Source organism: Roseibium sp. SCP14, assembly GCF_040329475.1.
Taxonomy (GTDB): domain Bacteria; phylum Pseudomonadota; class Alphaproteobacteria; order Rhizobiales; family Stappiaceae; genus Roseibium.
In genome coordinates this window covers 108,843-123,891 of sequence record NZ_JBDZYH010000007.1, presented here as the reverse complement: position 1 = coordinate 123,891, position 15,049 = coordinate 108,843, and the positions used below count along the sequence as shown (strand labels likewise).

Below are 15,049 nucleotides of genomic sequence, written 5' to 3'. Positions count from 1 at the left end.
AGCTATGTGAAATGGCAGAACAAACTCATGACGACGCTCGCCGCGATCCTTCCAATTCAAAGTGCCCGTACCCTCTTTCCCGGAGTGTTGATCTCGGTAACCATCGGCCTGGCCGCAAAGTTTCTGTCGGATCATTATGACGCTCCGGTCATGTTGTTGGCACTGTTGCTCGGAATGGCATTCAATTTTCTGACGGAAGATGACGGACGCTGCGTGGCAGGCATTGAGTTTGCGTCCAAGTCCCTGCTGCGGTTCGGTGTCGCCTTGCTGGGGCTGGGGATCACGCTCCAACAGATCGCGGCGACGGGAATGGAGGTTCTCACGATCACGCTGACCGGGGTGGCGCTGACGATTGCGCTCGGGCTGATATTGAGCCGGGGATTGGGGCGCAAGACCCGGTTCGGCCTGCTCACCGGCGGAGCGGTGGCCATTTGCGGCGCCTCGGCAGCTCTCGCGATTTCCTCCGTGCTTCCGAAGAATGAAAATCTGGAACGGGACACGGTGTTCACGGTTATCGCGGTCACGGCGCTTTCGACAGTCGCCATGATCGCCTATCCGATTGTTGCGAATTTTCTGGGCATGTCTGAAATCGCCACAGGTGTGTTTCTGGGGGCGACAATCCATGATGTTGCGCAGGTCGTCGGTGCAGGATACTCCGTTTCGGATCTCACAGGAGAAACCGCGACATTCGTCAAGCTTTTGCGCGTCGCCCTGCTGGTGCCGATCGTCATTACCCTGTCCTTCATTTTTGCTTCTGACCAGAACGACCGATCCCGCACGAAACTGCCCATTCCATTGTTCGTGCTGGGATTCGCCGCGCTCGTCGTGGTCGGCTCCCATCAGCTGGTCCCGGAGGCCGCCAAAGAGCTTCTGTTGTCCTTGTCTCGCTGGTGCCTTGTCACGGCGATCGCAGCTCTGGGCATGAAAACCTCTCTCAAGAAGCTCGGAGATGTCGGCGGAAGCGCAATCGTGCTGGTCTGTGCGCTGACCGTGCTATTGGCGGCTTTCGCGCTCGGCGCTCTTCAACTCACCTCGCTCTAAAGGAACTGGCGAATGTTTGTCGATCAACGCACCTACACGCTCAAGAACGGAAATGTCGGGAAGTTCCTCCGGTTGTATGAGGAGGAGGGCATGGAAGTTCAGGTCCGCATCCTTGGGAAAATGGTCGGATATTACTTCACGGATATCGGTCCGCTGAACCAGGTCGTTCACATGTGGGGGTATGAAAGCATGGACGACCGCTGGGAACGGCGAGAAGCCCTCCAGGCCAGTGATGAGTGGCAAGCCTATGCCGTCCAGATGCGCCCGCTGGTCGATCACATTGAAAACAAAATTCTGGTTCCCGCCCCCTTCTTCAAGGTGCCTTGAAGTGATGCGGAGAAGTCTACGTCGAACGATGCCGAAACTTTCGGCAGGAATGAAAAAGACGATCTTCAAGTCCACAGCGTGGTCGGATTGTCAGCGAACAGGAGAAGTGTCGATGCGAGGTGCAGATCTGTTGATCCAGTCGCTGGTAGAGGCGGGGATAACCCGCATCTTTTCGTTGTCCGGCAATCAGATCATGCCTGTCTATGACGCTTGTCTGGCGGCCGGTGTCGAGATCGTCCATACCCGGCACGAGGCGGCCGCGGTGTATATGGCGGAAGCCTATGCGCAATTGACAGGGCAGGTCGGTGTTGCATTGGTAACGGCAGGTGCCGGCGCCACCAACGCCGTTGGTCCGCTGTTCAGTGCGAGCGAGAGCGAAACACCGCTTCTGCTGCTGACCGGCGACAGCCCCGTTGCGCAGGACGGAATGGGCGCATTTCAGGAAATGGCGCAGTTGCCGGTGATCGAACCACTGGTCAAACTGTCGCTTCGACCACGCAAAGCCAGCGGTCTGAGCAGCGACTTTGCTCAGGCACTCCAAGCTGCCCGAAGCGGCCGGCAGGGACCAGTTCACATCGCATTGCCTTTCGACATTGTCGAAGAAATCGTGCCAGAAAACTCGCTTTCCATTTCAGCGGCTTCCTTTCAGCGCGACCATTCGGTTCCAGGAGCGCAAGACATATCCTCGATTTTGCGCGCGCTCGAAGAAGCTCAACGGCCTGTCGTCCTGTGCGGTCCGAGCCTCAATGCCACCCGTTTTCCTGCCTTGGCGGAACTCGCTGAAGCGATTGACGCACCGGTAATACCTATGGAAAGTCCAAGAGGCCTGAAAGACCCTGCGCTTGGCGGTGTTCAGCGGGTTCTGCGTCGGGCTGACCTCATCTTGAACCTCGGCAAAAGGGTCGATTTTACGCTCAACTTTGGCAACGATACCCCCTTTCACGCCGACGCAACGTGGATTGTCGTTCAGCCTTGCAAAGTTGAGCGTGACCGCGCTCATCGCAACCTCGGGGCGCGGTTAACGCATAGTATTGACGCCGAGGCGCGGGACACGGCACAGGCATTGATCAAGGCCGGCCTGCGCGGCAGTTCGCACCAAGGCTGGCGAGCGGAAGTTGCGGACCTTCTGGCTCAGCGCAACCGTGCCGATGCCGGAGAGGTCAAGATTACCCCGGCTCAACTTTGCGCTGCCGTACAACGCCAGATCCATAAGGCCGACGAGGCAGTGCTGGTCTGTGATGGCGGTGAATTCGGGCAATGGGCGCAGGCGATGCTTACAGCTCCGGCCCGTATCATCAACGGGATCTCGGGTGCGATCGGTGGCGGGCTTTGTTATGGCATTGCGGCACGGTTCGCCCGAAAAAATGCGACGGTTTTCTCTTTGATGGGAGATGGCACCGTGGGCTTTCACTTCGCCGAATTCGAAACCGCGGCACGCGAGGGTGTTCCCAATGTTGTGGTGATCGGTAACGATCAGCGCTGGAATGCCGAGCATCAAATTCAGATGCGAGATTATGGGGCGGACCGTCTCATAGGCTGTCAGCTCAGCCAGGCCCGATACGACCTTGCAGCTCAGGCGCTTGGTGGACATGGGGAATTTGTCACTGAACTCGGTCAACTGGATGCGGCCTTGGACCGTGCTGTGGCCAGTGGCAAGCCGGCATGTGTCAATGTAATGATCGAAGGACTTCCAGCACCGAGTTTTTCCTAGCAGAACGGGAACGTTTTTGAGCATCTGAAAAAGTCAGCATGCAGATGGCTGTCTGCCATCTATCGGCTGCTGACTGCTCTTTCTTCTTGCCGACCGGGGGGCATAGGACGCCGTTCCGCGCCAGGTTGGCGCGAAACATCTTGAATTTCCGTCGTGTGGGGCCTTTTGCTCGTAACCTGGATGCACCAGAAAATCGAAGTTGAAAGACGCTGATTTGCTACTTGGCCTGCAGCGCGCTGGATATGAGATGTGTTGCACGCAACAGCTGGGTGGAGATGCGCTCTTCCAGTTCGTTGGTGACATCCTGCTGGTCGATGATGATCGAAACGACCACTGTCGCCATGGGGGTGTTGTCCCGGTCAAAAACGGGCGCCGCGAAATTGAGTTCACCCGGCAGGAATTCGCCATATTGTCTGGCATATCCGAGGTCCCGGGCTTCCGGGAATGTTTTCAGGATCTCGTCTACATTTGTAAGGGTGAGGCGGGTGATTGAGCGCCTGTCAGAGCGTTCGAGGATGTCGCGTGCCTGATCGTCGGACAGGAATGCAAGAATTGAACGGCCGGCCGCCGTGCAATAGGCCGGTTGGCGTTCGCCGAAGTAGGCAGACGGGTTCAGAACTTCAATCGTGCCAGACGTTTCCATGTAGCTGCGGCGGGGAATTCGATGCACGCAGATCAACTCCAGATCATCATGAAGACAGCAGGTGACACCCGCATTGACCGAATCGCCGAGGGCAACCAGATGCGGCCTTGCCGCATCCACCAGCGGATGACCGTTCTGGAAGTTGAATGCGAGATCTAGCACGCGGCCGGCAAGCCGGTAGCGCTTTGTTTTTTCGTCCTTTTCCAGATAGCCGACCACGTGCAGTGTGTTTAAGAGCCTTTGAACCTGACTTCGTTCAAAGCCGGTCACCTGGCTGGCTTCCTTGATGCTTAATTCGCGATGGGTGCCGGCGAAAATCTCCAATATCGACAAACCCTTGGCAAGAGATCCGACAAACAGCGGACCTGATTGCTGCAAATGCGGACGGTCATTTGGACCTGCATGACCTTGACTCATGTTCGGACCTTTGCAAAGATTATTTAATAATCACTAATAATTAAATAATAATTATAAGAAAGTCAAGAGCCTTCTGGGCGATCTGGAAAAGGGAACGAAACGATGAACACAAAAGGTGCCGGAAACTGGAAATTGACTCGCAGAGCCGTGCTGGGTCACATGGCTGGAGCAGGGTCACTGCTGGCAATGCCATCGATTGTGCGTGCGAGCGAAAAGCTGGGTGGAGAACTCTATTTCGAAACCTTCGGCGGTGCTTACGCCGAAGCTGTCAAAACATACATCATCGATCCCTTCGAAGAACGGTATGGTGTGAAGGTTCGCGTGACCAACTTTGGTTCCGGCGGTGAACAGCTGGCCAAAGTGCAGGCATCAAACGATCGGATCGATGTCACATCGTTGAACGGCAGCCGGATTTACGCCGCGATCAAGAATGGTTCGCTTCTGCCCCTCGACCTTGTCCAAATCCCGAACTTCGCGGATCAGCATCCCAATTTCCAGAAACCGGCCTACGAGGTCGGCGACGGAAACAACTACTCATCCGCGCTGGTGTGGGGCGACACGGCCATCGCCTACAACACGGATTTCGTGAAGGAGATGCCGACAAGCTGGGACGACTTCATGCGCCCCGAGGTGAAGGGACGGACCGCATTGTTTTCGTCCGCCATGTCGCTCGTTCATCTGGGCGCGTTGATGACCGGACAGAACATCAACGACATTCAGGATCTGGCTGCGGTTGAGAGCAAACTGATGGAGTTGAAACCTCAGCTGTTGAAGTTCTGGAGCAGCGGTTCGGAAAATACGCAGCTGTTTGCGACCGGCGAAATCTGGCTAGCGAATTTCTGGCGCGGCCGGGTCAACAAGCTCAGGGAAGAAGGTCATCCCATTCAATACACCGTTCCCAAGGAAGGTGCGGTCGCCTGGGTCGATTGCATGGTGATCCCCAAGACCTGCCAGAACAAACAGGCTGCCGAAGCGTTCATCAACATGACGCTGGACCCTGAAATTCAGAAGAACTTCGTCACCGAGGGCATTACCTATGCACCTTCGAATGTTGAAGTGAAACTGACCCCTGAAGAACAGCAGAAGCTGGGAGCTTCGCCGGAAATCTTCGAAACGGCGAAATTTGTCGATTCAGCCTATGTGGCCGCAAATCAGGACCAGTGGAACCTGTTGGCCAATCGCGTCAAGGCGTCCTGATCCCTCAGGCTGAAATTCTCTCAAGGAACTGCCGGATGACCGAAGCAGTCATCCGGCACTTCAAGGATCCGGCTCCGGAACGGAACGCCGGCGTTCGCTCCTTTGCCATAAGAACGGAAGACAGACATGCTCCAGCCTGATGTTGAACTGACCGGCATCACCAAGCATTTCGGCAGTGTCGTTGCGGTCGACAATGTTTCATTTGCCATCCCGCGCGGCGATTTCTTTTCCCTGCTTGGGCCGAGCGGATGCGGAAAGACCACGATCATGCGCATGATCTCCGGATTCGAGCAGCCGACCCGCGGAACCATCGAAATCGCCGGCCAGAACATGTCCGGCAAGAAGCCGTATGAACGTCCCACGAACCTCGTCTTCCAGCACCTGTCGCTGTTTCCGCACATGAGCGTTGCGCAGAACATCGCCTTCGGTCTGGAAATGAAGCGCACCTCGCGGACCGAGACCGACCGGCAGGTTGCCCGCATGTTGGAGCTGGTTCACCTGGCCGATTACGGCCAACGCAAGATCAGCCAACTTTCGGGCGGCCAGAAACAGCGCGTTGCCATTGCCCGCGCGCTTGTCAACGCACCTGCCGTTCTCCTGCTCGACGAACCCCTCGGAGCCCTGGACCTGAAGCTGCGCGAGCAGATGCAGCTGGAGCTGAAACGTATTCAGCGGGAAGTGGGAACCACCTTCATCTACGTCACGCACGACCAGAAGGAAGCCATCACCATGTCCGACAAGATTGCGGTCGTGAATCATGGTCGCATTGAGCAGATGGACAGTGCGGTGGAAATTTACGAGAATCCCAAAACTGCGTTTGTCGCCAACTTCATCGGCGAAACAAATCTGTTGGAAGGCAATCTTTCTCTCGTAAACGGCAGTGCGGCCACTGTCAGTCTTCCCGGCGTCGATATACGGGCAGCTTTGAACTTCAAGGCGGCAAAGGGCACAGGGGTTTCCCTGTCGGTTCGACCTGAAAGTCTTGTCATGGGCCAGGGGGCGACTTCCGCAACCAACCGCCTGAACACCCGGATCGAGGACATTGTCTACCTCGGCTCCATGGCGCATTACCGACTCGTCTCTCAGGAAGGTCTTCGGTTTACGGCGGAAGTCACTCAAAAAGCCATGGCGGAATTGCCGGTGCGCGGAGAGACGGTTCTCATCGGTTGGGAACCCGAAGACGGACGCTTGTTTGAAACACGGCAGGCAGCCGCATGACCATGTCCTCGATTTCCAGCCTGAACAACTCTCAGTACATCGGCGACGACGAACAGCTTGCCGAAAAGCGGCAACGGCGCCAGCTTGTCGGACTGTTGACACCTGGGGCTGTCTGGCTCTTCGCCTTTCTGCTCCTGCCCATGTTCGTACTGCTGGCCATGAGCTTCAACAGCTACATCGATGCCCAGATCATCAACGAATTCACCCTTGAGAATTACCGGCGTATTTTCACCGAACCGGTATATGGCAAGGTCGTGTTGCGCAGTTTCACGATTGCAATAACCGTCACCGCGGTGACGCTGCTTCTTGGGTATCCAGTCGCGCATTTCATCGCGAGAAAAACCAGCAAATACAAGGATCTCCTGTTCCTGGCGCTGATCATCCCCTTCTGGACGAGCATTGTGATCCGCACCTATGCCTGGAAGATCCTCCTGGGCAACTCGGGCATGGTGAATTATCTGCTGCGCGAAGCGGGGCTGATAGACCTGCCGGTCCAGTTCCTGTTTTCGACCTCTGCAGTCGTTGTCGGTCTGGTGCATGTGTTCCTGCCGTTCATGATCATGCCGCTCTACGCGTCGCTCGACAAACTGGACCCTTCGCTCGAGGAAGCTGCATCGGATCTCGGGGCCAACAGGATACGCACCTTTCTGCGCGTGACCCTGCCGTTGACGCTTCCGGGTGTGGCGATGGGCAGCCTGCTCGTGTTCATTCTCGCGCTCGGGTCATTCCTGACGCCCGATCTGCTGGGTGGCACCAACACGCTCATGATCTCCAACGTCATTCAGGCGGAGTTTCTGGAAAGCGGCAACTGGCCCTTCGGGGGCGCCATGGCAGTCAGCTTCCTGTGCCTCTCGCTCGTTTTCATTTTCAGCTACAACCGGCTGTTCCGGTTCGATCAGTAGAGAGCCGACATGACACGTGATCTTCCACAACGACTGCTGACCACTCTGGTCTACGTCTTTCTGTTCATGCCCATCATCATGGTGGTGGTCATGTCATTGAACGCGTCGCGCTATTCCGTCTTTCCAGTGCCTGAATGGTCGTTCGTCTGGTACGAGAAGGCTCTGGAGGACGAAACGATCGGCGCAGCGCTTAAGAACAGCCTTGTCATCGCTCTCGTATCGGCGGTTCTCGCCACCATTATCGGCACGACGGTCTCCATCGCGCTGGTCCGCTTCAGGTTCCGTTTCCAGAATCTCGTGCGCTCGGCATTCATGTCGCCATTGATTTTCCCGGAAATGATCCTGGCGGTGATGCTTCTGATCCTTTCCGCATCCCTCAATCTGCAGGGCGGGTTCTGGATCGTCGTCGCCGGTCATGTTCTGGTCGGGTTGCCGTTTGTCATCACTGTCGTCAGCGCCAGGCTGCATGGATTCGATTCTTCACTGGAGGAGGCGGCTCAGGACCTGGGGGCGAATGAGTGGGCAACCTTCCGCAGGATAACAATGCCTCTGGCATTGCCCGGTATCATTGGCGGTGGTCTGCTGGCGTTCACGACGTCCTTCGACAACTTCATCATCACCTACCTGGTGGCCGGTTCAGACGTCGTGACCATACCGATCAAGATCTATTCAATGATCCGGCTCGAATTCAGTCCGAAGCTGCATGCCTTTTCGACGGCCATCGTCTTCATGACACTGTGCCTGTTGTTCCTCTACCGCATGGTGCTGCGCCGACAGGCCAGTTACTGAGCCCGCTTTCAACCGCAACTGCGGACATTCCTTTTCAACTCGGACCACTACGGAGAACCGGGCCCATGATGTTGCCTGAATTTGATCAATTGGACGCTATCGACATGGCCAGAATGGTCCGTGAGCGCGAGGTGTCGCCCTCGGAACTGCTCGAGGCGGCGATCGAGCGTACCGAAGCCCGGAATCCTGCCTTAAATGCCGTCGTGCACACGATGTATGACGAGGGCCGCAAGCAAATTGATCGGGGATTGGCGGAAGGTCCGTTCAAGGGGGTGCCCTTTCTGATCAAGGACATAGGGCTGGAATATGCGGGAGTGCCGACGCGGGGAGGCAGCCACGTATTCGATCATATCGTTCCCCGGCAACACACCACGCTGACGCAGCTATACCTCGATGCCGGTCTGGTCGTCTTCGGCAAGACCAGTACACCGGAACTCGGCAACTCGGGAACGTCTGAGGCCGAAGCGTATGGACCTACCCGTAATCCCTGGGACCTCAGTCGGAGCCCGGGAGGATCGAGCGGCGGTTCGGCCGCAGCCGTCGCGGCCCGGATCGTGCCGATGGCAAATGGCGGCGACGGAGGTGGATCCATCCGCAATCCGGCGAGCCAGTGCGGGATCTTCGGTCTCAAGACCACGCGTGGCCGGGTTTCCTTGGGTCCTCGAAGCTTCGAGGGCAACAACGGTCTGTCCGTGTTGCATGGACTGACGAGAAGCGTGCGCGATTCAGCCGCCTTGCTGGATGCGTCGGCGCGGTCCATGCCCGGGGACGCTTATGTCGCTCCGAAACCGGACCGGCCTTTCTTGTCCGAAGTCGGTCGAACTCCCGGCAAGTTGCGGATAGGGTTTCACACCACTCCTCACCACGATGTCGAGATCGATCCGGAGTGTATCCGAGCAGTTGAGGAAGCCGCCCGCTTCTTGAGCAAACTAGGCCACGATGTTGAACCGTTCACCCCCGAAATTGACGGCATGCTCTTCCAGGATGTCAATCTTGTGCTGTGGGGCACGAACAACCTCAACAATCTCAGTCGTGTGCTCGATATCAGCGAAGATCTGACGGATCACCCGAAGCTGGAATGGATAACCGGACGTATTGCGGAGCAAGCAAAGCGCTTTTCTGCTCTGGACCATGCGCAGGCGCGCCAGAACATGCACACACTTTCCCGGCAGGTTGCGGCCCCCTTTGCCAAGTACGACCTGATATTGTCGCCGGTGGTCTCGCAGCGCCCCTGGCCGCTCGGGGTCTACGAAACCGGCTTCAAATCCGCGGATGAGTATTTCTCGCGTGTCTACGACTATTCGCCGTTCTGCTGGCCTTACAACGTGTCCGGTCAGCCGGCGATGTCGATCCCGTTCCACTGGACGCCCGAACGTCTGCCAGTCGGCATAATGTTTGCCGCTCGCTATGGTGATGAAGCAACCCTTTTCAGACTGGCCAGGCAGATTGAACTTGAAAAACCCTGGGATCAGATTCTGCCGGAAATGTGCCAGGCGCCGGATGCAATGCAGGATCGACGCGAATTGCTTGCATGATTGAGTGCTGACAGCGACACTTGAGAGTGCTCATTTCAGTCCTGCAACTGTTCCAGATGGTTCAAAACCATCAGGAACAGTTCCCTCTCGGTCGTAATATCCAGCTTCCGGTAAATCCTTTTCCGATGGTTCTTCACCGTGCCGGACGAAATGCCAAGTTTTTCGGCAATGATCGTTGTTGGAAAACCGCGGACCGCGAGGCTGCAAATGGAAAACTCCCTGGCTGTCAGCCTGTCCTTGAAGACCTGTTTCACAACCTCCGAAAGGTCCAGGGAGGCGGATGCCATTTGCCGCAGCACGACGAATGTGATGCGGCCGCCGGGGGCGAGCGGAAAGTCTTCATGCAGCTTTTCTGAAACGACATGCCCTGAAGTCAGCAATTCCGGCTCACCGGGGTGCGAACGCCTTGCCTTTTCGACAGCGTCTGAAAGGGTGATGTTGCTGCCAACAACGCAATCCCACTTCTCACTTGCAAACAGTCTGTGTCCACTGCTGTCCTCGATCAGGAAAGAATCCGTGCCGGGGAAGCCGAAAGCGGTGCCGCCGCCGGATTTCAGTGAGTTCAACAGAAGTTTCAAGTTCAAGTCGCACAAAGCCTGAATGGCCGGGAATCCGTCTTCCAGCGCAGAAAGTTCGTCAGGTGTGAACTTTTCGCGGCGAAGAAAAAAATAGTTATCGACGGCGCTTCCGATTTTTGAACTGAGCAGCGCCAACTCGTCAGCCATGCCGGTTCGGGGATGAAAAGACATCAGGTAGTCTTCAAAGTCTTCTCGAATATGCCCCGTTGAAACGCTGAGGTCACCAAGACTGACGACACCGGTCTTTCCGGTTTGCCGCCAATATCGGAAAAACGGATCGAACCGGTAGGCGCCGGAAAGATACAGATCAATCTCCTGCTCCGGGACACTGTCGCGCAACAGGTAATAGGGCATCGAATAGCGGGAATATTGCAGCACTCCGCAGGTGTCGGCATGCAGAAAACGGCGGATTGCTTCGAGCAGGGCACTTTGAAAGTCCCCGGTGCCACAAGCGCTGATGGCGTTTGCAAAGTTGATTGATTTGCTCGGGGCTCGGTGACTCATTGCAGCATCATCTTGTATTTCGGCATGTCCCTTTTGGGACCCTTTGGTGAGCGTGTGCTTCAGCTAGTTTCAGGAACATTAGGCACTGTCCGTTCCCAAGCCAAGAAACGCAGGATTTCGGACGTTTACCCAGGGAGATTGATCATGGCGAGAGACCCGCGGTACGATGTTCTGTTCGAGCCGCTGCAAATCGGGCCGGTCACCACGAAAAACCGCTTCTACCAGGTTCCGCATTGCTCCGGCACAAGCGACAATGCTCCAGACGCAAACACCCGTATGCGCGAAATGAAAGCCGAAGGTGGCTGGGGCGTCGTCTGTACGGAAATTGCTGAGATCAGCAATACGACGGAATTCTGGCCCTTTCCATCGCTGCATTTGTGGACCGACGCCGATGTCGGAAGAATCGCCCGTATGCCCGAGGCTGTCCATCGTCACGGAGCGCTCGCGGGCGTGGAGCTCGGTCATGTCGGGCTTGCTGCTGGCAACAGGGCATCACGAACGCCTCCGCTTGGCCCGTCTTCCCATCTGACGCTGGAATCTGTGGAACCGTTTCAATCCAAGGCCATGGATAAGTCCGATATCCGTCTTTTGCGCCAGCAACATAGGGCCGCCGCGCGCCGGGCAAAGGAGGCAGGGTTTGACATCGTTTACGCCTATGCCGGGCACGGGCTTTCGATATTCAGTCAGTTCCTGCAGACGGCCTACAACACGCGCCTGGATGAATATGGAGGGTCGTTGGAAAACCGCATGCGTCTTTTGCGCGAGGTTCTGCAGGACATGCATGAAGAGATCGGCGACAGCTGCGCCGTCGCGCTCCGCTTTGCGGTCAACGAGATTGACGGTGATCTGGCGCAGGGGCAGGAATTTGTTGAAGCGATGAAAGACCTGCCCGACCTCTGGGACGTCAATCTTTCAGACTGGCCGGAAGACAGCCAGACATCACGGTTTTCCAAGGAGGGGTTTCAGGAAGAACAGATCGCTTTCGTCAAGAAGATCACGAACAGGCCGGTGGTGAGCGTGGGACGGTTTACATCTCCGGACACGATGCTCAGCCAGGTCAAACGCGGGGTGCTGGATCTTGTTGGCGCGGCACGTCCGTCGATTGCAGACCCGTTTATTCCGAACAAGATTGATGAAGGCCGGGTGGATGAGATCCGGGAGTGCATCGGCTGCAACGTTTGTGCATCGGGCGAACTGTCCTATGCGCCGATGCGTTGCACACAGAATCCGACGGTCATGGATGAATATCGTCGAGGCTGGCATCCAGAGAATGTGCCGCCCAAGGGGTCCAATGACGCTGTTCTTGTTGTTGGCAGCGGCCCCGCGGGACTGGAATGCGCCAACATCCTCGCCAAACGCGGATACGAAGTCACCGTTGCCGACGCCCGGGAAGAGCTGGGAGGGCGTGTCAGGCGGGAAGCCGGACTTCCCGGATTGTCTGAGTGGATCCGGGTAGCCGATTATAGGCTCTATGCACTACAGCAGCTTGGAAATGTAAGTCTCTATCCGGCGTCTCCTCTGAGTGTCGCGGACATTCTCGAATTCGGGACGCAGCACATTGTCATCGCAACAGGCGCGACCTGGCGGCGAGACGGAATCGGCAGATGGAACCTTTCGCCGGTTCTGAAAGGCACCGAGGCAAATGTGCTGACGCCGGACGACATCTTGGATGGCTGCGAGGTCAACGGACCAGTTGTCATCTATGATGAAGATGGTGGATATCTGGGCAACGTCATCGCGGAAAAGCTCGTCAAGGAAGGTCTCGACGTCACTTTCGTTACTCCCGCCAGCGAAGTGGCGCCTTATCTCGCCCTGACCATGGAACAGCACAAAGTCATCGCGCGCCTGCTGGACCTGGGGGTACGGATCGAACGCCTGAAGCGACTGAAGGGCGCTGATAATTCCAATGTCAGCCTGGCCTGCGTGCACAGCGATGAGGAGCTGACACTGCCGCTCGGGTCCTTGCTGGTCCTGACATCCCGTTCGCCGAACGATGAGCTCTACACAGGACTCATGCAACGGAACGAAGATTGGGCCAGTGTCGGCATCAAGACGGTTTCCCGAATTGGCGACTGCGAAGCACCTTCCATCATCGCGGCGGCCGTTCATGCCGGTCATCGATGGGCAAGGGCACTGGATGATGATGCCAACGTGAGGACGCCCGCCCATCTGCCTATGCCGCTTGCCTGATGGGGAGTGGAAAAGTACATCGCCGGTCCGACTTATGCCGGACCGGCAACGGTGCATCCTTCAGCAACCATGCTGGCCACGACCAGATCTTGTCGTCACGTGACCACAAACGGCAACTTTTGTGCCGGCGGTGTGTTGCGGCTGCGTTCGCTGCGAACAATGCCGTCAATGATCGTCATGCCGACGCCCGGCAGGTTGCCGAGCTGAACCGATTCCAGAAGTGTTTTGCCCGGAGCGTGTTGAGCCTGGTCCATCAGCACGAAGTCCGCGCTGAAACCTTCTTCGAGAAGACCGGCATCGAGTTCGCGTTGGCGGGCCGTGTTGCCGTTGGCAAAGCAAAAGGCGACTTCGGCCGGTACGTTGCCGAGGCTGGAAAGCATCGCGACCATTCTGAGAATACCCAGCGGTTGCACTCCTGACCCCGCCGGACCGTCTGTGCCGAGAATGACCCGGTCGAGCTGTTTGAGTTCGCGCGCGGTGTTCAAGGTCAAGAGGGCCGCACGTTCGTTTCCGTTGTGCACGATCTCAAGACCCTTTGTGCAGCTTTCGCAAAGGCACACGATCTGATCGTCCGGCAGTGCCGAATGGCCACCATTGATGTGGCCGATGACATCGGTTCCGGTTTCAAGAACCATATCCGCGTCGACAAGCCCCGAGCCGGGAATGGAAGGCCCGCCTGTGTGAATGGTGCTCTGGATACCGTATTTGCGCGCCCAGTCGACCATCTGCTTGCCGGTCTTGCCGTCCTTGACGGACCCCAGACCAACTTCGCCCAGCAGTTTGACGCCCGCATCTGCAAGTTCCTTGAAATCCTCCTCCACCATTCCGTGCTCGATGACAGGAGCTCCGGCGAGTACCTTCACACCTGAGGGGCGAAAATTCTCGTACCAGCGCTGCGCGGCAATTGCCATTGCCTTCAGGCCGACAATGTCCTTGGGCCGACCCGGCATATGAACTTCGCCCGCGGAAATCATCGTTGTCACGCCGCCGTTCAAAGTCGAGTCAATCCAGTGAAGCTGCTGCTGGCGCGGTGTGTAGTCACCGACAACCGGGTGGATGTGACTGTCGATCAGACCTGGCGCGAGAGTGACGCCGTTGGCATCGATTACCGTTGTCGCACCCTCCGTATCCATATCCTTTTCATAGCCGTAGCCGGCGATTTTCCCGTCAACCGCGATGACGCAGTCGCCGTCGAAAATCGGTTGCTCCAACTTTCCCGACAGTAGGAGCCCGATATTGCGGATGACCAGTTTCTGCACTTCACTTGCCACGTTGACCCTCCCGGAAGCTAGCTATTTTCATTAGTACACTAACATGATATTTACTCCGATCAAGCCGTGAAAGACGGGTTTCAGATCACAGGTGCGATTGGTGGCCGGTATGTTCACGCAAATGACTTCCCCGATCCGGATTTGGCTTTCTCGTCGGGATCGGTTCAAATAAAACCGGATGAACGTTCCAGATGCGGAAGGAATAGCATTGTCTCTCGAAGAAACTGCAAGCGCGGAAACTCGTGGTTCCTACAACCTTGATGAACAGGTGGGATATATTCTGCGTTTGGCCAGTCAACGGCATGCCGCGATATTTCAGGAACATGCGGTACTCGGACTAACGCCCACGCAATTCTCCGCATTGATCCGGCTGAACGAAGTCAGGCAATGTTCGCAGAATCAGCTGGGGCGGCTGACGTCCATGGATGTCGCGACAATCAAGGGTGTCGTGGACCGCTTGCGCGCCAAGGAACTGATCGAGCTGAACCCGGACCCCAATGACAAGCGGCGAGCTCTGATTTCCCTTACCGAAAAAGGCGAGTCGTTGATAGAAGAGCTTTATGACATGGGTCACGTGATTACACGTGAGACGCTTGGTCCTTTGACGACCAGCGAGCAGAAAACGTTTCTGCGATTGTTGAAGAAACTGGCTTGAACAGCGAAGCACCGGCACGCATTTTGGCACTCCGGGATCTCAGCGATCCCGAGGTTGATCGGTTGTATTTT

13 protein-coding genes are annotated in these 15,049 nt (G+C 56.7%); 10 read left to right on the top strand and 3 right to left on the bottom strand.

Annotated elements, in window-relative coordinates; translation table 11 throughout:
• Window positions 1-27 precede the first annotated feature (27 nt).
• From ABLQ08_RS24990 to ABLQ08_RS24980, 3 genes are all read left to right on the top strand, one after another.
• Window positions 28-1,041: a YeiH family protein gene (locus tag ABLQ08_RS24990; protein WP_352947958.1), complete on the top strand. Its 1,014-nt coding sequence runs from the start codon at window positions 28-30 to the stop codon at window positions 1,039-1,041.
• 12 nt (window positions 1,042-1,053) lie between these two features.
• On the top strand, window positions 1,054-1,368 hold the full coding sequence (locus tag ABLQ08_RS24985) for an NIPSNAP family protein (protein WP_352947955.1): 315 nt from the start codon (window positions 1,054-1,056) through the stop codon (window positions 1,366-1,368).
• A 112-nt stretch (window positions 1,369-1,480) separates the two neighbouring features.
• On the top strand, window positions 1,481-3,079 hold the full coding sequence (locus ABLQ08_RS24980; protein WP_352947952.1) for a thiamine pyrophosphate-binding protein: 1,599 nt from the start codon (window positions 1,481-1,483) through the stop codon (window positions 3,077-3,079).
• A gap of 217 nt (window positions 3,080-3,296) precedes the next feature.
• Here the strand turns inward: ABLQ08_RS24980 and ABLQ08_RS24975 are convergent, their stop codons facing one another.
• Window positions 3,297-4,139, bottom strand: coding sequence for an IclR family transcriptional regulator (locus ABLQ08_RS24975; protein ID WP_352947951.1), 843 nt, complete (start codon window positions 4,137-4,139; stop codon window positions 3,297-3,299).
• A 102-nt stretch (window positions 4,140-4,241) separates the two neighbouring features.
• Between ABLQ08_RS24975 and ABLQ08_RS24970 the strand changes: the two genes are divergently transcribed.
• From ABLQ08_RS24970 to ABLQ08_RS24950, 5 genes are all read left to right on the top strand, one after another.
• Window positions 4,242-5,336, top strand: a complete 1,095-nt coding sequence (locus ABLQ08_RS24970; protein WP_352947948.1) for an ABC transporter substrate-binding protein — start codon at window positions 4,242-4,244, stop codon at window positions 5,334-5,336.
• Window positions 5,337-5,462: 126 nt separating this feature from the next.
• The gene (locus tag ABLQ08_RS24965; protein WP_352947945.1) at window positions 5,463-6,554 is read left to right on the top strand and encodes an ABC transporter ATP-binding protein; all 1,092 of its coding nucleotides are present in this window, start codon (window positions 5,463-5,465) and stop codon (window positions 6,552-6,554) included.
• Entirely contained in the window at window positions 6,551-7,456 is a 906-nt protein-coding gene (locus tag ABLQ08_RS24960; RefSeq protein ID WP_352947942.1) for an ABC transporter permease, read from the top strand. Before ABLQ08_RS24965 ends, ABLQ08_RS24960 begins: the two co-directional genes overlap by 4 nt.
• Before the next feature lie 9 nt (window positions 7,457-7,465).
• A complete protein-coding gene (locus ABLQ08_RS24955; RefSeq protein ID WP_352947939.1) occupies window positions 7,466-8,245 on the top strand; it encodes an ABC transporter permease in 780 nt (259 codons plus the stop codon).
• A 65-nt stretch (window positions 8,246-8,310) separates the two neighbouring features.
• Entirely contained in the window at window positions 8,311-9,780 is a 1,470-nt protein-coding gene (locus ABLQ08_RS24950; protein ID WP_352947936.1) for an amidase, read from the top strand.
• Between the two features lie 35 nt (window positions 9,781-9,815).
• Here ABLQ08_RS24950 and ABLQ08_RS24945 read toward each other — a convergent pair whose 3' ends face one another.
• Window positions 9,816-10,862: a helix-turn-helix transcriptional regulator gene (locus tag ABLQ08_RS24945; RefSeq protein WP_352947933.1), complete on the bottom strand. Its 1,047-nt coding sequence runs from the start codon at window positions 10,860-10,862 to the stop codon at window positions 9,816-9,818.
• A gap of 144 nt (window positions 10,863-11,006) precedes the next feature.
• Between ABLQ08_RS24945 and ABLQ08_RS24940 the strand changes: the two genes are divergently transcribed.
• A complete protein-coding gene (locus ABLQ08_RS24940) occupies window positions 11,007-13,052 on the top strand; it encodes an FAD-dependent oxidoreductase (protein WP_352947930.1) in 2,046 nt (681 codons plus the stop codon).
• 95 nt (window positions 13,053-13,147) lie between these two features.
• On the opposite strand, the gene ABLQ08_RS24935 is transcribed toward ABLQ08_RS24940, so the two are convergent.
• Window positions 13,148-14,323, bottom strand: coding sequence for an amidohydrolase family protein (locus ABLQ08_RS24935; RefSeq protein ID WP_352947927.1), 1,176 nt, complete (start codon window positions 14,321-14,323; stop codon window positions 13,148-13,150).
• Between the two features lie 208 nt (window positions 14,324-14,531).
• Between ABLQ08_RS24935 and ABLQ08_RS24930 the strand changes: the two genes are divergently transcribed.
• Window positions 14,532-14,978, top strand: a complete 447-nt coding sequence (locus ABLQ08_RS24930) for a MarR family winged helix-turn-helix transcriptional regulator (RefSeq protein ID WP_352947924.1) — start codon at window positions 14,532-14,534, stop codon at window positions 14,976-14,978.
• Window positions 14,979-15,049: the final 71 nt, after the last annotated feature.